Origin of the sequence: Polymorphospora sp. A560, assembly GCF_045781765.1 — a bacterium.
Taxonomy (GTDB): domain Bacteria; phylum Actinomycetota; class Actinomycetes; order Mycobacteriales; family Micromonosporaceae; genus Polymorphospora; species Polymorphospora lycopeni.
The window spans coordinates 343,244-363,375 of record NZ_CP122282.1; the positions used below are offsets into that span (position 1 = coordinate 343,244).

The 20,132-nt window shown below is 73.1% G+C and carries 16 protein-coding genes and 1 pseudogene; 14 read left to right on the plus strand and 3 right to left on the minus strand.

The features are described from left to right. Positions 1 to 104 precede the first annotated feature (104 nt). Entirely contained in the window at positions 105 to 2,069 is a 1,965-nt protein-coding gene (gene acs / locus QCD66_RS01615; protein ID WP_375733920.1) for an acetate--CoA ligase, read from the minus strand. A 332-nt stretch (positions 2,070 to 2,401) separates the two neighbouring features. On the opposite strand from acs, the gene QCD66_RS01620 reads away from it, so the two are divergent. After that, positions 2,402 to 3,157, plus strand: coding sequence for an oxidoreductase (locus QCD66_RS01620; protein ID WP_407566971.1), 756 nt, complete (start codon positions 2,402 to 2,404; stop codon positions 3,155 to 3,157). Positions 3,158 to 3,185: 28 nt separating this feature from the next. Here the strand turns inward: QCD66_RS01620 and QCD66_RS01625 are convergent, their stop codons facing one another. Further along, positions 3,186 to 3,986, minus strand: coding sequence for an HAD family hydrolase (locus QCD66_RS01625; RefSeq protein ID WP_375737275.1), 801 nt, complete (start codon positions 3,984 to 3,986; stop codon positions 3,186 to 3,188). Positions 3,987 to 4,620: 634 nt separating this feature from the next. Between QCD66_RS01625 and ssd the strand changes: the two genes are divergently transcribed. The 7 genes and pseudogenes from ssd to QCD66_RS01660 all read left to right on the plus strand — a co-directional run bounded on the left by ssd (position 4,621) and on the right by QCD66_RS01660 (position 9,512). Next, entirely contained in the window at positions 4,621 to 5,667 is a 1,047-nt protein-coding gene (ssd, locus tag QCD66_RS01630) for a septum site-determining protein Ssd (protein WP_375737276.1), read from the plus strand. Next, positions 5,664 to 6,875: a TadA family conjugal transfer-associated ATPase gene (locus tag QCD66_RS01635; RefSeq protein ID WP_375737274.1), complete on the plus strand. Its 1,212-nt coding sequence runs from the start codon at positions 5,664 to 5,666 to the stop codon at positions 6,873 to 6,875. The genes ssd and QCD66_RS01635 overlap by 4 nt, the downstream gene beginning before the upstream one ends. Before the next feature lie 476 nt (positions 6,876 to 7,351). Continuing rightward, a pseudogene (locus QCD66_RS01640) lies at positions 7,352 to 7,642 on the plus strand (hypothetical protein); the annotation flags it as partial. A 188-nt stretch (positions 7,643 to 7,830) separates the two neighbouring features. Continuing rightward, a complete protein-coding gene (locus tag QCD66_RS01645) occupies positions 7,831 to 8,562 on the plus strand; it encodes a type II secretion system F family protein (protein ID WP_407566972.1) in 732 nt (243 codons plus the stop codon). Positions 8,563 to 8,587: 25 nt separating this feature from the next. Continuing rightward, positions 8,588 to 8,755, plus strand: a complete 168-nt coding sequence (locus QCD66_RS01650) for a DUF4244 domain-containing protein (RefSeq protein WP_212824267.1) — start codon at positions 8,588 to 8,590, stop codon at positions 8,753 to 8,755. Continuing rightward, positions 8,752 to 9,120, plus strand: coding sequence for a TadE family type IV pilus minor pilin (locus tag QCD66_RS01655; protein WP_407566973.1), 369 nt, complete (start codon positions 8,752 to 8,754; stop codon positions 9,118 to 9,120). The genes QCD66_RS01650 and QCD66_RS01655 overlap by 4 nt, the downstream gene beginning before the upstream one ends. Next, positions 9,117 to 9,512, plus strand: coding sequence for an Rv3654c family TadE-like protein (locus tag QCD66_RS01660; protein ID WP_375736403.1), 396 nt, complete (start codon positions 9,117 to 9,119; stop codon positions 9,510 to 9,512). The genes QCD66_RS01655 and QCD66_RS01660 overlap by 4 nt, the downstream gene beginning before the upstream one ends. Positions 9,513 to 9,562: 50 nt before the next feature. On the opposite strand, the gene QCD66_RS01665 is transcribed toward QCD66_RS01660, so the two are convergent. Continuing rightward, positions 9,563 to 12,004, minus strand: a complete 2,442-nt coding sequence (locus tag QCD66_RS01665) for a DEAD/DEAH box helicase (protein WP_375736402.1) — start codon at positions 12,002 to 12,004, stop codon at positions 9,563 to 9,565. Positions 12,005 to 12,148: 144 nt separating this feature from the next. On the opposite strand from QCD66_RS01665, the gene QCD66_RS01670 reads away from it, so the two are divergent. The 6 genes from QCD66_RS01670 to topA all read left to right on the plus strand — a co-directional run bounded on the left by QCD66_RS01670 (position 12,149) and on the right by topA (position 20,127). After that, positions 12,149 to 12,541, plus strand: a complete 393-nt coding sequence (locus QCD66_RS01670; RefSeq protein ID WP_364214638.1) for an STAS domain-containing protein — start codon at positions 12,149 to 12,151, stop codon at positions 12,539 to 12,541. Continuing rightward, positions 12,538 to 12,975: an ATP-binding protein gene (locus QCD66_RS01675; protein WP_357538193.1), complete on the plus strand. Its 438-nt coding sequence runs from the start codon at positions 12,538 to 12,540 to the stop codon at positions 12,973 to 12,975. Before QCD66_RS01670 ends, QCD66_RS01675 begins: the two co-directional genes overlap by 4 nt. Before the next feature lie 264 nt (positions 12,976 to 13,239). Then, complete coding sequence (locus QCD66_RS01680; RefSeq protein ID WP_375736401.1) at positions 13,240 to 15,633, plus strand: sodium-translocating pyrophosphatase; 2,394 nt, start codon at positions 13,240 to 13,242, stop codon at positions 15,631 to 15,633. Positions 15,634 to 15,767: 134 nt separating this feature from the next. Next, positions 15,768 to 16,310, plus strand: coding sequence for a hypothetical protein (locus QCD66_RS01685; protein ID WP_364214631.1), 543 nt, complete (start codon positions 15,768 to 15,770; stop codon positions 16,308 to 16,310). A gap of 17 nt (positions 16,311 to 16,327) precedes the next feature. After that, complete coding sequence (locus QCD66_RS01690) at positions 16,328 to 16,930, plus strand: hypothetical protein (RefSeq protein WP_357538199.1); 603 nt, start codon at positions 16,328 to 16,330, stop codon at positions 16,928 to 16,930. A gap of 353 nt (positions 16,931 to 17,283) precedes the next feature. Next, positions 17,284 to 20,127 (plus strand): type I DNA topoisomerase, encoded by a 2,844-nt coding sequence (gene topA, locus QCD66_RS01695; RefSeq protein ID WP_375736400.1) that lies wholly within the window; start codon positions 17,284 to 17,286, stop codon positions 20,125 to 20,127. Positions 20,128 to 20,132 lie beyond the last annotated feature (5 nt).

The following is a 20,132-nucleotide window of genomic DNA, read 5'->3' on the forward strand; positions in this document are numbered from 1 at the left end:
ATGTTCAGTCCCGTGCGGCTGGCCCCCGGAGGTGTGTCTGCCTGCCAAAAGACCGACGGTGAGTGAGTCCTCAGTCAGGACCCACTCACCGTCGACGATGAAAATCAGTCTTCGTCGGACTTTCCGGACTGCATGCCGGAGGAAATCAGATCCATGACCGCCGAGTCCTGGAGCGTGGTGACGTCGCCGAGTGACCGGTTTTCCGCCACATCACGCAGCAGCCGGCGCATGATCTTGCCGGAGCGGGTTTTCGGCAGTTCCGGTACGAGCATGATCTGGCGCGGTTTCGCGATCGGGCCGAGGGTCTTCGCGACGTGATTGCGCAACTCCTGGATCAGGGCCTCGCCCGCGTCGCCGGCGGTGTCCACACTGCCCCGCGGGATGGTGAAGGCCACGATCGCCTGACCGGTCGTCGGGTCGGTCGCGCCGACCACCGCGGCCTCGGCGACCGAGGGGTGACTGACCAGCGCCGATTCGACCTCCGTCGTGGAGATGTTGTGGCCGGACACCAGCATCACGTCGTCGACCCGGCCGAGCAGCCACAGGTGCCCGTCACTGTCCTTCTTGGCCCCGTCGCCGGCGAAGTACATCCCCTCGAACCGCGACCAGTACGTCTCGACGAACCGGTCGTCGTCGCCCCAGATGGTGCGCAGCATCGACGGCCACGGCTCGCGCAGCACCAGGTAGCCGCCGCCCCCGTTGGGCACCGACTGCCCCTGGTCGTCGACCACGTCGGCGGCGATTCCCGGCAGCGGGCTCATCGCGCTGCCCGGCTTGGTCGCGGTGACGCCGGGCAGTGGCGAGATCATGATCGCGCCGGTCTCGGTCTGCCACCAGGTGTCGACGATCGGGGTCCGGGCCCGGCCGATGTTTTCCCGGTACCACATCCACGCCTCGGGGTTGATCGGCTCACCGACGCTGCCGAGCACCCGCAGCGACGACAGGTCGAAGCCGGCCGGGATGTCGTCGCCCCACTTCATCATCGTGCGGATCAGGGTCGGCGCGGTGTAGAGGATGCTGACCTTGTAACGGTCGACGATCTCCCAGAAGCGGGCCTTCGACGGGGTGTCCGGGGTGCCCTCGTACATGATCTGGGTGGCGCCGTTGGCCAGCGGCCCGTAGACGATGTAGGAGTGGCCGGTCACCCAGCCGATGTCGGCGGTGCACCAGTAGACGTCGGTCTCCGGCTTGAGGTCGAAGACCGCGTGGTGCGTGTACGCCACCTGGGTCAGGTAGCCGCCGCTGGTGTGCAGGATGCCCTTGGGCTTGGCCGTCGTGCCGCTGGTGTAGAGGATGAACAGCGGCTGCTCGGCGTCGAACGGCTGCGCCTCGTGCTGGTCGCTGGCCGTCTCGACGGTCTCGTGCCACCACAGGTCCTTGTCCGTCCAGGCCACGTCCTGTCCGGTACGGCGTACGACCAGCACGTGCTCCACCGTCGGCGACTTGGCGACCGCCTCGTCGACGGTCGGCTTCAGCGCCGACGGCTTGCCCCGGCGGTAGCCGCCGTCGGCGGTGATGACGACCTTGGCGCTGGCGTCGGCGATCCGGCTGGACAGCGCGTCGACCGAGAAGCCGCCGAAGACGACACTGTGGGTCGCCCCGATCCGGGCGCAGGCCAGCATCGCGACCGCTGCCTCGGGGACCATCGGCATGTAGATCGCCACCCGGTCGCCGGCGGTGACGCCCAGGTCGGTCAGCGCGTTGGCGGCCTGGCTGGTCAGCCGGTGCAGTTCGGCGTACGTGATGGTGCGGGTGTCGCCCGGCTCGCCCTCCCAGTGGATCGCGACCCGGTCGCCCCGGCCGGCCTCGACGTGCCGGTCGAGGCAGTTGTAGGCGACGTTGAGTTGCCCGCCGACGAACCACTTCGCGAACGGTGGGTTCGACCAGTCGAGGATCTCGTCCCACTGTTTCGCCCAGTCGAGCCGACCGGCCTGGCGGGCCCAGAACGCGAGCCGGTCCTCGGCCGCCTCGTCGTAGGCGGCGGCGGTGACGTTTGCGGCGTCGGCGAGTGCCGCGGGGGGTTCGAACTGCCGCGTCTCCTGAAGCAGGTTCTCGAGAGTCTCGCTCATGCGTAAGGCTCCTCGTGCGTCACGTGATTTGCGTCTCCATCGCGAGGTTAGTTGCGATGTCCGGACCGGTGCGACAGCAGGCGGGGCCGGAGGCGGGACGGCGCGCCGAGTGGCCGCTGCCGCGCGCCGGCCGGTCCGCCGCTGCCGCCGACGTGGGGCGGGGTGGGCGTGGTCGTCGCGGTGGTCGATGTGGGCGGGGCCGGGCCGATGCGCGGGTGCTGCGCGCCGGTTGGCCACACCTGATCGAATCTTGCCACTTACGAGCGCAATCACGCAGCCCTTGTTTCGTACCCGAACCGCTGGCCACCGACGGACCCGGTTAGCGTGGCAGCGTGACCGCCGACCCGCTCGCCCCGCTTCTCGCCCTGGCCGACGTCGCGCCGGCCGTCGACCGGGCCCGCGAGCGGGTCGACCAGGCTCTGCGGCACCGCGCCCTACGCCGCCACGGCGGCCAGGTCGCCGCCGAGATCAGCCTGCGGTCCGCGGTCGCCAGCGCCGCTCTGGAGGGGTACGTCCACGAGCGGGAGGCCGTTCGCGCCGGCACCGTCACCGATCCCGTGGCGCAGGGGGCGCTCCGGGTCGCCGGCGCCCTGCCCGGCCTCGCCGACCTCTGGCCGAAGGCGCCCCGGCAGGTGCTCGCCCGCCTGCACGTGCTCGCGGCCCGCGGCGCCGTGGCCGAGGACGCCCTCGGCCGCCCAGCGGGCGGCGCCCCCGACGAGCCGGCGGCGGCCCGGCTCGACGCCCTGTCCGCCCTGGTCACCGGCGGCACCTCGGTTTCCCCGCTGGTGCTGGCCGCCGTCGTGCACGGGGAACTGCTCGCGCTGCGGCCGTTCGCCGGCCCGTCCGGCGTGGTCGCCCGGGCCGCCGCGCGCCTGACCCTGCTGTCCACCGGCTTCGACCCGCGTGGACTGGTCGCCGTCGACGTCGGCCACCGCGAGCGGGAACCCGAGTACGCCGGCGCGGCCGGCGCGTTCGCCACCGGAACGCCGGACGGGGTGCGCGCGTGGCTGCGGCACTACACCGCGGCGATCGAGGTCGGGGCCGACCAGCTCACCGCCGTCGGCGACGAGGTGCTCGCCGCCGGATAGCGGGCGGTGTGCGGCGCCCCGGACGGGGTCAGGCCGAGGCGGTGCGGGTCCGGCGGTGGCGGCCGTACCAGGCGATACCGATCGCCACCCCGACGCCGACCCCGATCGCCGCCGCGGCGACCGGTACGGCCGGCCGCTCACGCAACCGGCGGTGCAGCGGGATCGGGTGGCGGAACTCCAGCACCGGCCACGAGTTCTCCGACGCGAGCTTGCGCAGCGTCCGGTCGGGGTTGACCGCGGTCGGATGGCCCACGCACTCCAGCAGCGGAATGTCGCTCGACGAGTCGGAATAGGCGAAGCACTCGGCCAGGTCGTAGCCGCGCGCCTTGGCCAGCGCACCGACCGCGTCGACCTTGGCCGGGCCGGCCGCGTAGAACTCGACCTCGCCGGTGTAACGCCCCTCGGAGATCATCATCCGGGTGGCGATGACGTCCGGCACCCCGAGCAGCTCGCCGATCGGCCGGACCATCTCCTCGCCGGAGGCGGACACGAGGACGACATCCCGGCCGGCCGCCTGGTGTTCCTCGATCAGCGCGGCCGCCTCGGCGTAAACGTAGGGGTTGATCAGCTCGTGCAGGGTCTCCGCGACGATCTGCCGGACCTGGTCGACCTGCCACCCCTTGCAGAGGGTCGCCAGGTAGTCGCGGGTGCGCGCCATCGTCTGCTCGTCCGTGCCGCCCAACCGGAACATCAACTGGGCGTACGCGGACTTGACCACGTCTCGTCGCGTGATCAGGCCGTCGCGGTAGAACGGCCGACCGAACGCCAAGGCACTGGACTTGGCGATCACGGTCTTGTCGAGATCGAAAAACGCGGCACTTCGGCCCACGGCGCGCAAGTCTAGCCGGATGGTCTATGGTCTGCGGGTGCACGGGGGGCATGGTCGTCGCCCCGTCGGCCTGCGAATCCTGATACGCAGGTCAGCGATGTGGCGGCCGTCGATCCCGGGCCCGGTGTCAGCCGGTGCCGCGTGTTGGGGTAAACGCCACTCGACGCGCACCGGTCCACTCAGGCATGCTTGTAATCGCGACAGAGTTCTGTGTGATCGGCTCGTCCGACTGACCCTCAGCGGTTGCACCCCCCGTGACCGCTGAGTGGGTTCGGCTCGACCCCCCCGGAGCCGAACCTCAAGACGACCCCCGTCTCCCCCCGACGGGGGTCGTCCCATTTCCCGGGGTAGCGCTCCCACGCCGCCTGGCGAGGTGCCGAATCGGGTAGCGCCACATTGTCGATCATGAGTCTGGTGCGTCCCCCGAAGGGTACTTCGTCACCGCTCCGATAGCAGATCCACCATCGACCCTCAGCGTTGTCCACAGGCGGGTCGGTTATCCACAGGTACGCCATCGCAGGCTGCACCGGCCGCCCCCGCTCCGCCACGGTTGTGCCCTACCGCACTCGACCGTTGGAGGAGCGCGATGCCACCCCGTACGTCCGTCCGCCCCGCGCCGCGGCTCCCGCTCGTGGTGACCTCCGACACCGACCTTCTCGACGACCTGCTCCGGCTCGCCGCAGCCGGCGGCCGCGAGGTCGACGTGGCCACCGATCCCGCCGCCGCCCGGTCGCGCTGGAGCACCGCCCCGCTGGTGTTCGTCGGCAGTGACCAGGTTCAGCCCTGCCTGCGCGCCCGGCTGCCCAGCCGCCCCCGGTTGGTGCTCGTCGGCCGCTCCGGCGCCGACAACACGGTCTTCGAGATCGCCCAACTGATCGGCGCCGAGCACGTGGCACTGCTCCCGGCGGCCGAACCCTGGCTGGTCGACCGGTTCGCCGAGCCCGTCGTCGAACGCGCCGCCGCCGGCCGGATCGTCGCCGTGGTCGGCGGCCGCGGTGGCGCGGGTGCCAGCGTGCTCGCCGGCGGCCTGGCGATCACCGCCTCCCGGGCCGGCCTGCGCACCCTCCTCGTCGACGCCGACCCCCTCGGCGGCGGCCTCGACCTGGTGCTCGGCTGGGAGCAACTGGAGGGACTGCGCTGGCCGGCGCTCACCCGTGCCGACGGCCGGGTCGACGTGCCCGCCCTGGTCCGGGCCCTGCCGAGCCGGGGTGACCTGGTGATGCTCTCCTGGGACCGCGGCGACCTGCTGGACCTGCCCGCCGAGGCGATGGCCGCCACCATCGACGCCGGCCGGCGGGGTCGCGACATCGTCGTGGTCGACCTGCCCAGGCAGTTCGACGACGCGGCGGTCGTCGCGCTCCAGGCCGCCGACCACGCCTTCGTGATCGTGCCCGCCGAACTGCGGGCCACCGCCGCCGCGGCCCGGGTCGCCGCCGCCGCGGCCGTGCACAGTGCCAACCTTGCCGCCATCGTGCGCGGCCCGGCACCCGGCCGCCTGAAGGGCCGGGAGATCGCCCGCGCCCTCGGGATGCCGCTGGCCGGGACGCTGCGCCCCGAGCCCGGCCTGTGCCGGGGGCTCGAACGCGGCGAGGCCCCCGCCGCCACCGGACGCGGCCCGCTGGCCGAACTGTGCCAGCGGCTCGTCGCCGAGGTCACCGGCACCGACGCGGCGGCGGCATGACCGGCATCCGGCCCGCCCGGCCGTCCGCCCAGGGCACCGACCTCGCCGTACGGGTCCGGCGGCACTTCGTCACCCGGGGCGCCGACGTGACACCCGCCGCCGTCGTCACCGCCGTACGCGAGGACGGCGGTGCGGCGGTCCTCGGCGACAACGCGCTGCTGCGCCTGGCCACCAGGGTGCACGACGATCTCGTCGGTGCCGGTCCACTCGCCCCGCTGCTGGCCGATGCCGAGGTCACCGACATTCTCGTGAACGGAATCGACGTCTGGGTCGACCGGGGGCGAGGACTGCGCCGGGTGGCGGTGCCGCTCGGCGGGGTCGACGACGTACGGCGGCTGGCCCAGCGCCTCGCCGCCGCCTGCGGGCGCCGCCTCGACGACGGGGCGCCGTACGCCGACGCGCGGCTGCCCGACGGCACCCGGCTGCACGCCGTGCTGCCGCCGGTGGCCGTCGCCGGGCCGTACCTGTCGCTGCGTACCTTCCGGCAGCGCCCCTTCACCCTCGCCGAACTCGTCGGCTGCGGCACGGTGCCCGCCGAGGCCGAGCCGCTGCTCGCCGGGATCGTGGCCGCCCGGCTCGCCTACCTGGTGACCGGCGGGACCGGCTCGGGCAAGACGACGCTGCTGAACACGCTGCTCGGCATGGTGCCGTCGCACGAGCGGATCGTCCTGGTCGAAGACGCCGCCGAGCTGCGTCCGGTCCATCCGCACGTGGTCGCGCTCCAAGCCCGTACGTCCAACGTGGAGGGAGTCGGGTCGGTCGGCCTCAGCGACCTCGTACGTCAGGCCCTGCGGATGCGCCCCGACCGGCTGGTCGTCGGCGAGTGCCGGGGCGCCGAAATCGTGGACCTGCTCGCCGCGTTGAACACCGGGCACGACGGCGGAGCGGGCACCCTGCACGCCAACGCACCCGCCGACGTACCCGCCCGACTGGAGGCACTCGGCCTGCTCGGCGGCCTGCCCAGAGTGGCTTTGCACGCCCAGGTCGCCGCCGCGCTCCAGGTGCTGATCCAGGTACGCCGTACCCGCGACGGCCGGGTGCTGGAGGCGATCTGCCTGCTCCTGCCAGCGGGGCCGGACCGGCTGGTGACCGCCGTACCGGCCTGGCGCAACGGGCCGGGCGCAGGTCCGGGCGCACCCATGCTGGCCCGGCTGTTCGCCCAGCGTGGCGTCGCCGTTCCCGCCACCATCGACGGTGGCCGCGCATGAACGGATGGCTCACCGCCGCCAGCCTCCTCGCGGCCGCGACCGTGGTCGGCTGGCCCGCCAGGCAGGGGCGGGTCCGCTGGGCCGGACTGGTCGGTCACCGGGCAGCCCCTGCGGCCCGGCGGCTCGGCCGCCACCTGACCCTCGACGCCCTGCCGCCGGGTCGGGCGGCCCTGCTCGCCGCGGTGGTGGTGGCGGTGCCGGGCGGGCTCGCCGGCGGGCCGGTCGCCGCGACGGTCGCGGCGGTCTACGGCTGGCTTGCCGCACGCACCGTGCTGCGCGGCCGGGCCGCCCGCGAAACCGCCCGGCGGCACCGGGAAGCCCTCGACGACCTGTGCGGGCTGGCCGCCGACCTGCGTGCCGGACTGCCGGCCGCCACCCTGCTGGCCCCGACCACCCCACCCACCCGCACGGCCGCGCCCGCCACCTCCCGTGAGCGGGCCACCCGCAGCGACGACCGGCTCGCCCGGCTGACCGGTGCCGCGGCCCGGCTCGCCGAGCAGACCGGTGCGCCCCTGGCCGAGCTGGTCGAACGGATCGAGGCGGACGCGCGGGCCATGGATCGTGCCCGGGCCGCCGCGGCGGCGCAGGCGGCGGGTGCCCGGGCCACCGGCTACCTCCTGGCCGGGTTACCCGTCGGCGGTATCGCTCTCGGCTACGGCATCGGCGTGGACCCGCTCGCCGTCCTTCTGCACAGCCCGATCGGCGCCGCCTGCGCACTCGGCGCGGTCGCGCTCCAGTTCGCCGGACTGACCTGGACGGACCGGCTGGTGAACGCACCGGACCGGACCAGCGGCCCCGGCATCCTGGACCGGACAGGCGGCCCCGCCACCGTGGCGCAGAGCGGCACCGCCGCCGCGTCCGCACCGGGCGGTGCCCACGACACCCCGGTCCGGGCAACGGCCGGCGCGGCGGCACGCCCGACCACCCGTGACGGCATTCCCGGCCGGGTGCCCTGATGTCGGCACCGATCGTCGCCGCCGGCTGTTTCCTCGTGATCGCCCTCCTGGTCGTGTTCCCCGGCCGTCCGGCCCGTACGGCGACCAGGCGCCGGCTCGTCCAGGTGCTCGGCGATCTTCACCCACGGGCTCCACGACGCCCCGATGTCGTCCGCGCCGGTGCCGTGCTTGGTGGGCTGGCCACGGCGGTCGTACTCGGTGGCTGGGGCGGACTCGCGGCCGGCGTCGCCGTCGCCGTCGGGCTCGACCGGTCGCTGCGCCGCCTCGAACCGGCCGCGCAGCGGGCGAGACGGCTGCGCGAGCTGGCGGACCTGCCGCTGGCCGCCGATCTCCTCGCCGCGGCGCTGCGATCCGGTGCGCCGGTGGACCGGGCGGTCAGCGCCGTGGCGCAGGCCCTGGACGGTCCGCTCGGCGTCCGGCTGACGGCGGTCGCCCGATCGCTGCGGCTCGGTGCCGAACCGGAAGAGGCGTGGGCGCACCTCGCCCCCGTGGCCGGTGCCGAGCGGCTGGCCGCCGCGGCGGTGCGATCGGCGGGCAGCGGCGGCGCCCTGGCCGGCGCGCTGACCCGGCTCGCCGACGACCTGCGGGCAGACCGGGCGGTCGCCGCCGAGGCGGCGGCCCGGCGGGCGGGCGTGCTCATCGTGTTGCCGCTCGGGCTGTGCTTCCTGCCCGCCTTCATTCTCGCCGGCCTGGTGCCGGTGATCGTCGCCGTGCTCGACGACGTGCTGTAACCCGACCGAGGAAAGGGAACCCGTCATGCGCAAACTCATCGCCCGGCTCCAGGGCGACGCCGGAATGAACACCGCCGAGTACGCCGTCGGCACTCTCGCCGCCGTGGCCTTCGCCGGCATCCTGCTCAAGGTGCTGACCTCCGGCAACGTCCAGTCCGCGCTCACCGCCGTGATCGACCGGGCGCTCAAGTGATCCGGCGCCGGTCAGGTGGCCGCGACCGAGGCTCGTTCACCGTCGAGGCCGCGGCCGGGCTGCCGGCGCTCCTGCTGTTGCTGCTGGTCGGACTCACCGCGGTAGACGCGGTGACCGCGAAGGCGCAATGCGTCGACGCGGCGCGGGAGGCGGCGCTGGCCGCCTCCCGCGGCGAGCCGGGAACGGCGGCGGGGGAACGGGCCGCCCCGCCGGGCGGAGCGGTCTCGGTGTCCGTCCGGGGCGACACGGTCGTGGCGACGGTGCGGGCGCCGGTACGCACCCTCGGCGCGCGCCTGCCACGCCTGACGGTGACCGCCACCGCTGTCGCCGCTGTCGAGCCCGACCTGCCGGAGCCGGCCCCATGACCGCCGCCGGTCCGCCGACGTACGCGGCCCCATCCGACCGGGGCAGTGCGTCGCTGTGGGTGCTGGCCGTCGGCCTGCTGCTCGTGGCGGCCGGCATCGCCGGTGCCGCGGTCGGCGCGGCCCGGGTCGCCGGCCGACAGGCGAAGGTGGCGGCCGACCTGGGGGCGCTGGCCGGGGCCGCCCGGACTCTCGACGGAGCCGGTCCGGCCTGTGCCCGGGCCGCGATGATCGTCGAGGCGAACGGCGCCCGACTCGTCTCGTGCACGCCCGACGGCCTCGACCTCCTCGTCACCGCCGACGTGGTCGTGCATCCGATGCCCGGCCTGGCCCGGACCGCCCGTGCCACGACCCGGGCCGGCCCGGTCCGCGCCGGCCCGGGCGGTCCGCCATGAGGTGCGGGACGACCCGGCCACGGGACGGCCGACTGCGGCGGCCCGACGGTCTACTCCGGAAGGTGCGCCAGCACCACGTCGAGGACCTTCACCGCCTCGGCCTTCGCCAGCGGGTTGTTGCCGTTGCCGCACTTCGGCGACTGGACGCACGACGGGCAGCCAGTCTCGCAGCGGCATCCGGCGATCGCGTCCCGGGTCGCCCGCAGCCACGAGGCCGCCGTCCCGTACGCCCGCTCGGCGAACCCGGCACCGCCCGGGTGTCCGTCGTAGACGAACACGGTCGGAGCCTCGGTGTCGGCGTGCGCCGCGGTCGACAACCCACCGATGTCCCACCGGTCGCAGGTGGCCACCAGCGGAAGCAGGCCGATGGCGGCGTGCTCGGCGGCGTGCAGCGCACCCGGTATGTCGGCCACGTCGACACCGGCCGCCGCCAGGGCCGGCGGGGAGAGGGTGAACCACACCGCGACGGTCCGCAGCTCGCGGGTCGGCAGATCCAGCGGGCGGGTGTCGATGACCTCGCCCGAGCCGATGCGCCGGCGCTGGTACGACACGACCTGGCTGGTCACGTCGACCTCGCCGAGGAACAGCCCGACCGGTCCGGCGTCCACGTAGGACCGGACCGAGACCACGGAGAGGGAGGTGACGTCGCGGGCATGGGTGGACCAGTCGGGCTCCTCGGCGTGCACCAGCGCGCAGGCGTCGTCGAGGTCGAGTTCGTCGACGACGTACGACACGCCCTGGTGCAGATAGACCGCGCCGGGGTGGACCAGGAAGTGCGCCGACGCCGGGTCGACGGTGCCGAGCAGCCGTCCGGTCGCCGACTCGACCACGCACAGCGGTGCGCCCCCGGTGCCGCGCAGGTCGACTTCGGGCCGCCCGCTGTGCCGCCAGTACCAGCCCGTGGGCCGCTGCCGCAGGGCGCCGGCCTCGACGAGCGCCGCCACCGCGTCGTTCGCGCCGGGGCCGAAGAGTTCCAGGTCGGCCGGTGTCAACGGGGCCTCGACCGCGGCGCAGCAGAGCTGCGGGCCGAGGACGTACGGGTTGGACGGGTCCAGCACGGTCGACTCGACCGGGCGGCCGAACACCGCCTCGGGGTGGTGCACCAGGTAGGTGTCGAGCGGGTCGTCACGGGCGACCAGCACGGCCAGCGCCTCACCACCGGCCCGCCCGGCCCGCCCGGCCTGCTGCCACAGCGAGGCCCTGGTGCCCGGATAGCCGCAGATCAGCACGGCGTCGAGGCCGATCAGGTCGACGCCCAGCTCCAGCGCGTTCGTCGAGGCCAGGCCGAGCAGTTCGCCGTCGAGCAGGGCGCGTTCCAGCGACCGCCGCTCTTCCTTGAGATAGCCGGCCCGGTAGGCCGCCACCCTGTCGCCGAGGCCCGGGACCGCCTCGTCGAGCGATCGCCGCGCCATCGTCGCCACCACCTCGGCGCCCTTGCGCGAGCGGACGAAGGCCAGCGTGCGTACCCCGGCGGCGACCGCGTCGGCGAGCAGGTCGGCCGTCTCCCGCAGCGCCGACCGGCGTACGGCGTCCGGGGCTGGTTCGTCGCCGTCGGCGGGCCGCCCGTCCCCCTCCCGCAGGGCCGGCCGCCGGGTCGCCGGCACCACGACCGCCTCCCCGTCCGGCCGGTCGGCGGGCAGGAGTGGCGGTTCCCACAGCGCGAAGGTCACCCCGCCACGGGGCGAGGTGTCCTCGACGACGGCCTCGACGGGCAGGCCGATGAGCCGCCCCGCCGCCGCGGCCGGATCGCCCGAGGTCGCCGACGCCAGCACGAAGACCGGGGTACGTCCGTACCGGGCGACCTGGCGGCGCAGCCGGCGCAGCACGTGTGCGACGTGCGAGCCGAAGACACCGCGGTAGGTGTGGCACTCGTCGACGACGACGAACGCCAGCCGGCGCAGGAAGCCGGCCCAGCGGGCGTGGCCGGGCAGGATGCTGTGGTGCAGCATGTCCGGGTTGGTCAGCACGAACCGGGAGTGCTGCCGGATCCACTCCCGTTCGGTGCGCGGCGTGTCGCCGTCGTACGCCGCCGGGCGTACCCCGGGAAGGGCCAGGCCGTCGACGGCGCGCAACTGGTCGGCGGCCAGCGCCTTGGTCGGTGCGAGGTAGAGCACGGTGGCCCGCGGGTCGGCGAGCAGCCGGGACAGGGCCGGCAGCTGGTAGGCCAGTGACTTACCCGACGCGGTGCCGGTGGCGACGACGACGTGGTGGCCGTCGTACGCGAGTTCGGCCGCCCGCGCCTGGTGCTGCCAGGGTGCGGCGACGCCCCGCCGGGTGAGGGTGTCCCGCAGTTCCTCCGGCACCCACCGGGGCCATTCGGCGGTGACGCCGGCCCGGGCCGGCATCCGCTCGACATGGGTGACGGCGGAGTCCCCGGTGCCACTGTCGGCCCGCGGTCGCAGGTGCCGCAGCAGGTCGGGTGGCGTCACGGCGGCCGTGACCGGCGGCCGATCCGGGCCGCCCGCCGCGGATAGTGTGGCTGCGGAGGTCACGCCCTGCACTCTCGCACTGGTGTGCGGATATGGGAAATGGTCGCGCGGGGTATATGACGCGACGGCACCGGGTTGAACCTCGTGCGGACCCGTCCGCCCACCCGATGGTTAGATGCCAGGAGCGTTCCTGGCGGAGGAGGATCCATGGACAGGCCGATGGACAGCGAGGGGCAGTCCAGAGATGCGATGTCGCTCACGACCCGCACCGTCGACGGGCACACGGTGCTGGAGGTCGGCGGCGAGGTCGATCTTGTCTCCGGCACCCGGCTGCGGGAGCGGTTCCTCCAGCTGATCGACGGCGGGTCACGCAGCATCGTGGTCGACCTGGGTGGGGTGACGTTCATCGACTCCACCGGGTTGGGGGTGCTGCTCGGCGGCCTGAAGCGGCTGCGTGCCGTCGGGGGCACGTTCAGCCTGGTCTGTGACAAGGAGCCGCTGCTCAAGATCTTCCGGATCACCGCCCTCGACCAGGTCTTCCCGATCTTCGCCACTGCGGAGGAGGCCCTCAGCGCCGGTCAGGCCGGTCCGGCGGCGTGATGTCGACGGTTCGACTCTCGTTCTCGCCGGCCCCGGTGCACGTGCGGACCGCGCGGCTGGTCGGTGTGGCCGTCGCCCGTCGGGCCGGGGTGGCCGAGGAACTGCTCGACGAGGTACGTCTCGCGATCGGCGAGGCGTGCACCCGGGCGGTCGCCCTGCACCGCCAGTACGGGCTGCCCGACCTGGTGTTGATGGAGATGTCCGACGACGTCTCCTACACCGTGCGGGTGATCGACCGAGCGCCGATCGAGGCTGGGCTGGGGCTGGCCGCGCTACCGCCGGACGAACTCGCCGACGAGTCGCTGACCGACGAGGCGCTCACCGTCGGAGTGGGATTCGCCCTGCTGGCGGGCTTTGTCGAGGACCTTCAGGTGCGTCCGGTCGACGAAGGGATCGGCACCGAGGTCCGGATGGTGTGGCCGGTGGGGCGGTAACGCGGGACCCTCCGACCGACCGCCTCGGAAGCCGAAGCCGATGGCGCCGCTTCTCGCAACCGGTACTACAGCGAAAAACATCACCGTGTCACAGTGGGTGGACGGTGTGACCTCCACCACGGTCTGCCGCTACAGTACCCGGGGTTATCAGCAACAGCCTGGCCCGCAGCCCGCGATGCCGGGTGAGTCGATGCTCCACGCGTGGAGTCGCCGGGCCGGTTCGTCCGCCGGGTCGGCGCGAGCGTTCGGTACAGGAGGACATAGATGTCCGGGACCTTGGCCGCCGAGGGCGGCGGGTTGTCCCTTACCGGCGAGAATCTCTCGTACGTAATTGTCGCCGCGGTAATCGCGTTGGTGGCGCTCGGCTTTGCCGGTGCGCTCGTCAAGGCGGTTCTGGCGACCGGTAGGGGCACCACCAACATGCAGGAGATCGCTGGGGCCGTCCAGGAGGGCGCCTCGGCATACCTGTTCCGCCAGTTCAAAACCCTCGGCATTTTCGTCGTCATCGCCGTGGTGCTGCTTTTCCTGCTGCCGGTGCACGGCGCGGGCGACAACGAGACCCTGGTGAAGATCGGCCGGTCGGCCTTCTTCGTCGTCGGTGCGGCGTTCAGCGCCTTCATCGGTGGGGCCGGTATGGCGCTGGCGACCCGGGCCAACCTGCGGGTGGCCGCGGCGGCGCGGGAGAGCAGCGGTGGCCGCGAGGCGGCCATGCAGATCGCGTTCCGCACCGGCGGTGTGGTCGGCTTCCTCACCGTCGGCCTGGGCCTGCTCGGTGCCGCGGTGGTCGTGCTGATCTTCAAGGCCGACGCGGCGACCGTGCTGGAGGGCTTCGGCTTCGGTGCCGCGCTGCTGGCCATGTTCATGCGGGTCGGCGGCGGCATCTTCACCAAGGCGGCCGACGTCGGCGCCGACCTGGTGGGCAAGGTCGAGCAGGGCATCCCCGAGGACGACGCGCGTAACCCGGCGACGATCGCCGACAACGTGGGCGACAACGTCGGCGACTGCGCCGGCATGGCCGCCGACCTGTTCGAGTCGTACGCGGTGACCCTGGTCGCCGCGCTGATCCTGGGCCGGGCCGCGTTCGGCGAGCAGGGGCTGGTGTTCCCGCTCATCGTGTCCACCGTCGGTGTGATCATCGCGATCATCGGCGTCTTCATCACCCGCCTGCGGGCGTCCGACCGCAACGGGATGGTGGCGATCAACCGGGCGTTCTATGCCTCGGCGGTGCTGTCGGCGGTGCTGGTCGCGATCGTGTCGTGGCTCTACCTCCCGTCGACCTGGCCGGCGCTGCTCGGCGACGACTGGCGGTCGGTGCTGGACCTCGACGCCGACGAGAGCCTTCCGTTGAGCCCGCCGCTGGTGGCCATCGGGGCGGTCGTCATCGGCATCGTGCTGGCGGCGGCGATCCAGGCGCTCACCGGCTACTTCACCGAGACGCACCGGCGTCCGGTGCAGGACATCGGCAAGAGCTCGCTGACCGGGCCGGCGACCGTCGTGCTGGCCGGCATCAGCGTCGGGCTGGAGTCGGCCGTCTACTCGGCGCTGCTGGTCGGCGCCGGCGTCTACGGCGCGTTCCTGCTCGGCGGCGGCTCGCTGACCCTGTCGCTCTTCGCGGTGGCGCTGGCCGGCACCGGCCTGCTGACCACCGTCGGCGTCATCGTGGCGATGGACACCTTCGGCCCGATCTCCGACAACGCGCAGGGGATCGCGGAGATGTCCGGCGACATCGACGAGCAGGGGGCCCGTACGCTCACCGAGCTCGACGCGGTGGGCAACACGACGAAGGCCATCACGAAGGGCATCGCGATCGCGACGGCCGTGCTGGCGGCGACCGCGCTCTTCGGCTCCTACACCAGCAGCGTGCGGACGGCGTTGGACTTCCCGACCCAGGAGGAGTTGGACGCCTTCGTCTCCGACCTGCTCAACGTGGCCAACCCGGGCAACCTGGTCGGGCTGATCGTCGGCGCGGCCGTGGTCTTCCTCTTCTCCGGGCTGGCCATCAACGCGGTGTCCCGGTCGGCGGGCGCGGTGGTCATGGAGGTCCGCCGGCAGTTCCGCGAGTTCCCCGGCATCATGGACCGCACCCAGCGTCCGGAGTACGGGCGGGTCGTCGACATCTGCACGCGGGACGCCCAGCGTGAGCTGTTGACCCCCGGTCTGTTGGCGATCATGGCGCCCATCGCGGTCGGCTTCGGTCTCGGTGCCGGCGCGTTGGCGGCCTACCTGGCCGGCGCGATCGGTGCCGGCGTGCTGATGGCGGTGTTCCTGGCCAACTCCGGTGGCGCCTGGGACAACGCGAAGAAGCTGGTCGAGGACGGTGCGTACGGCGGCAAGGGTTCGGAGTCGCACTCCGCGACGGTCATCGGCGACACCGTGGGTGACCCGTTCAAGGACACCGCCGGCCCGGCGATCAACCCGCTGATCAAGGTGATGAACCTGGTCTCGCTGCTGATCGCCCCGGCGGTCGTGACCCTCAGCATCGGTGACGACGCCAACCACCCGGCGCGGATCGCCATCGCCGCGGTCGCCGTGCTGGTCATCGGGGCGGCCGTGGTGTTCAGCAAGCGCAAGCCGATCGCCATCGGCGACAACCCGGGTGGGCCGGGCAGCACCGGTGACGGTGCTCCGGACCAGGAGCCGGAGACGGTCACCGCCTGAACGGATCGACGGTTGCGGGACCCCCTGCCGGATGCCGGCAGGGGGTCCTGTCGTCTCGCCCGGACGGCACCCGGTCGTCGTCCGGCCGTGATCACACTGCTCCTGGCTGGCCGTCAGGCCGTACGCTGCTTCGCATGCGTAGGTCCCGGGCGACGACCGTCGGTGTCTTCACGGCGGTGGTGGCCGCGTTCGCGGTCCTGGCCGGCTGCTCCTCCGCTCCGGCGCCCAGGGCCTGGGCGGCCGCCGTCTGCGACGCGCTCGGCCCGTGGCGAACGGAGATCCACAACCTCACCAGCCGGACCCAGCAGCAGATGACCGCGATGACCACGCCGGCACAGGCCAAAGAGAACCTGGTACGCCTGCTCGGCGGCGCCGAGCAGGCGAGCGAGACCGCCCGGTCCAAGGTCGAGCAGGCCGGGGTGCCCGACGTGGAGCAGGGCGAGGTGGTCGCCCGGGGCTTCGTCACGTCGCTCACCGCGGTTCGCGACGCCTACGGCCGGGCCAGGACGACGATCGACGCACTGGCCACCACCGGGGCGCCGGAGACCTTCTACGCCGGTGTCCGGGCCGCCGTCGACGTGCTCAACAAGGAGTACGACGAGAGCGCGCTGGACACCAGCAGGCTCAACTCCGAGGAGCTGACGCGGGCCTTCGACGAGGTCCCGGAGTGTCGCTGACGCCTCCTCCCGCGGGGATGCCGGGGTCGTCGGACCCGGTTCGGCAGCTCTCGCTGTTCGGGGTGGAGGCGGCGGAGCCGTCGCCGGCCGACCTGGCCGGCCTGCTGGCCGGGCCGGGTGAGGTGGTGCGGATGGGTGGCACGGCGCGGGTGTCGGTCGCCGTCGACGCGGCCTGGCGGGTGCACGTGCTGGTCGCCGAGTTCGCGGCCCGTGGGCTGGCGGCGACCTGGGAGCCGGCGCCGGACGATCGGCTCGTCGTGCGTACGTCGTACGCGACGACTCTCGCTCCGCTCGGGCGGGCCTGGCTGCGGGGTGCGGTGAAGCAGCCGCCGGGTGGCCTGCATCTCAACGGGCGGCGGCTGCGGCTGTGGGTCGCGGCGGCCGGCGCGGTCGAGCCGACCGGGTTCGTGCTGCGTCTGGGTGCCGGTGACGAGGGCTGCTGGGAGCCGGTGGGAGGTGCGCTGGCGGCGGTCGGCCTGCCGGCGGCCCTGATCGGTGGCGGGGGCGGCGGTCCGGCATACCGGATCACCGGGCGTCGGCGCCTGCGCCGGCTGGCGGAGATGGTCGGTGACCGCCCGCCAGCCGCCCCGGTGGCCGAGTGGCCCGACCCAACTGTCTAATTCACGACAGTAGATGGTTGTTGCGGGTCGGGGTGCGGTTGCGCGGGATTCGCAGTCATCTGCCCTGATCGCGGGCGGTCCTCGAACACCAACCGCATCCGTACGGTGGCTTTCCGTAGCCTGGTGAGATCGGCCTATCTCCGGTGCGGTGGGCGCCGTCACGTTGTTCATAGGTGTACGGTGTCGCCGTCCGTCGGATGAGCCACGGGCGGCGCTCCACACCCGGTCAGGGGCGGTTTGTGAGGGAGGTTTGACCGCCCGCGCGGCCTCGGGCCGGAACGCGGGTTACGTTGGACGTCTGCCTGCACGGCGGGTCAGCCGGGCGGCACACGAGGTCGAGGTCAGGGAGAGACGTGCCGAGTAACGACAGGAGCAACCGTCTGGTCATCGTCGAGTCCCCGGCGAAGGCCAAGACGATCTCGGGCTACCTGGGCCCGGGGTATGTCGTCGAGGCCAGCCTGGGCCACGTCCGTGACCTGCCCCGCAACGCCGCCGACGTGCCCGCCAGGTTCAAGAAGGAGCCGTGGGCGCGGCTCGGCGTCGACGTCGACAACGGCTTCACCGCGCTCTACGTCGTCTCCGCCGACCGGCGCCAGCAGATCGCGAAGCTGACCAAGCTGGCCAAGGAGGTCGACGAGGTCTTCCTCGCCACCGATGAGGACCGCGAGGGCGAGGCGATCGCCTGGCACCTGGTCGAGACCCTCAAGCCCAAGGTGCCGGTCAAGCGGATGGTCTTCCACGAGATCACCAAGCCGGCCATCCAGGCGGCCGTGGCCAACCCGAGGGAGATCGACCGCCACCTGGTCGACGCCCAGGAGGCCCGCCGAATCCTTGATCGGCTGTACGGATACGAGGTCTCCCCGGTCCTGTGGAAGAAGGTCATGCCGCGGCTGTCGGCCGGCCGGGTGCAGTCCGTGGCGACCCGGATCGTGGTCGAGCGGGAGCGCCAGCGGATGGCGTTCCGCACCGCGGAATACTGGGACATCCTGGCCACCCTGGCGGTCGACGCGAAGGACGTCGGTGAGGGCCCGCGCACCTTCCACGCCACCCTCGTCGCTCTCGGCGGCGACCGGATCGCCACCGGCAAGGACTTCGAGCCGACCACCGGCCGGGTCAAGCCCGGCGCGTCCGTGGTGCACCTCGACGGCGACGGCGCCCGCGGGCTGGCCGCCCGCCTCGACGGCCGCCCGTTCACCGTCACCCGGGTCGAGGAGAAGCCCTACCGGCGCCGGCCGTACGCGCCGTTCATCACCTCCACCCTCCAACAGGAGGCGGCCCGCAAGCTGAGGTTCTCGTCACAGCAGACGATGCGTACGGCGCAGCGGCTCTACGAGAACGGCTACATCACCTACATGCGTACCGACTCGGTCAACCTGTCGGAGACCGCGATCGCCGCGGCCCGCCGGCAGATCACCGAGCTGTACGGCGCCGGCAGCGTCCCGCCGGAGCCGCGCCGCTACACGGGCAAGGTCAAGAACGCCCAGGAGGCGCACGAGGCGATCCGCCCGGCCGGCGACAACTTCCGCACCCCGGGTGAGGTGGCGAACGAGCTGTCGACCGAGGAGCGAAAGCTCTACGAGCTGATCTGGCGGCGGACGATCGCCTCGCAGATGACCGACGCGGTCGGCATGTCGGTGTCGGTGCGGATCCGCGCGGTGTCGACGGCCGGCGAGGAGGCCGACTTCGGCGCCACCGGCAAGACGATCACCGAGCCGGGCTTCCTGAAGGCATACGTCGAGTCAAGCGACGACGAGAGCGCCGAGGCCGAGGACGCCGAGCGCCGGCTGCCGAAGCTGGCCAAGGACCAGCCGCTAACCGCCGACGAACTGGCCCCGACCGGGCACCACACCTCGCCGCCGTCGCGCTACACCGAGGCGTCGCTGGTCAAGTCGCTGGAGGAGCTGGGCATCGGCCGGCCCTCGACATACGCGTCGATCATGCAGACGATCCAGGACCGCGGTTACGTCTTCAAGCGCGGCCAGGCACTGATCCCGTCGTTCCTGGCGTTCGCCGTGGTCGGGTTGCTGGAGCGGCACTACCCGCGGCTGGTCGACTACAACTTCACCGCGGCGATGGAGAACCAGCTCGACGAGATCGCCGGCGGCGACTCGGCGGCGGTCGACTTCCTCACGTCGTTCTACTTCGGCAGCGAGGTGGCCGGCGACGACTCGATCGCCCGGGCCGGCGGCCTGAAGCGGCTGGTCACCGAGAACCTCAGCGAGATCGACGCGCGCAGCGTCAACTCGATCCCGCTGTTCCGCGACGACGAGGGCCGCGACGTCGTGGTCCGGGTCGGCCGCTACGGGCCGTACCTGCAGCGGGCGTTGCCGGGTGCGGAGGCGGCGCCGGTCGTCGAGGGCGAGGGCGGCGAGGGGCCGACCGGTGACCGGGCGTCCATCCCCGAGGGGGTGGCACCGGACGAGCTGACCCCGGAGAAGGTCAACGAGCTGTTCCTCGGCGGGGGCGGCGAGCGGAAGCTGGGCGAGCACCCCGACACCGGTGAGCCGATCGTGCTCAAGTCCGGCCGGTTCGGGCCGTACGTCGCCAGCGGGGACCGCAAGGCCTCGCTGTTCAAGACGCAGTCGCCGGACGCGCTGACGCTCGACGAAGCGCTGCGCCTGCTGAGCCTGCCCCGGCTCGTCGGGGCAGACCCGGAGGGGGCGGAGGTGTTCGCCGCGTCCGGTCGCTACGGCCCGTACGTCAAGCGCGGCGACGACTACCGGTCGCTGGACTCCGAAGACAAGATCTTCACGGTCAGCCTCGACGAGGCGCTGGCCCTGCTGGCCGCGCCGAAGACCCGGCAGCGCCGGGCGGCCGCCCCGCCGTTGCGGGAGATGGGCGCCGACCCGCTGACCGACAAGCCGCTGGTCATCAAGGACGGCCGGTTCGGCCCTTACGTGACCGATGGCGAGACCAACGCCTCGCTGCGCCGGGGGCAGACGCCGGAGGCGCTGACCATCGAGCAGGCGTCGGAGATGCTGTCGGAGAAGCGGGCGAAGGGGCCGGCGCCGAAGAAGGCCACGGCGAAGAAGACGGCCGCGAAGAAGGCGGCGGCCGACGGCGGCACGCCGGCGAAGAAGGCGGCACCGCGCAAGGCGGCAAAGAAGACGGCGGCGAAGAAGGCGACGGCAAAGGCGGCACCGGCCAAGAAGGCGGCGCCGAAGAAGGCGGCCGCCGGGCAGCCAGCGGCGGAGTGACCGGG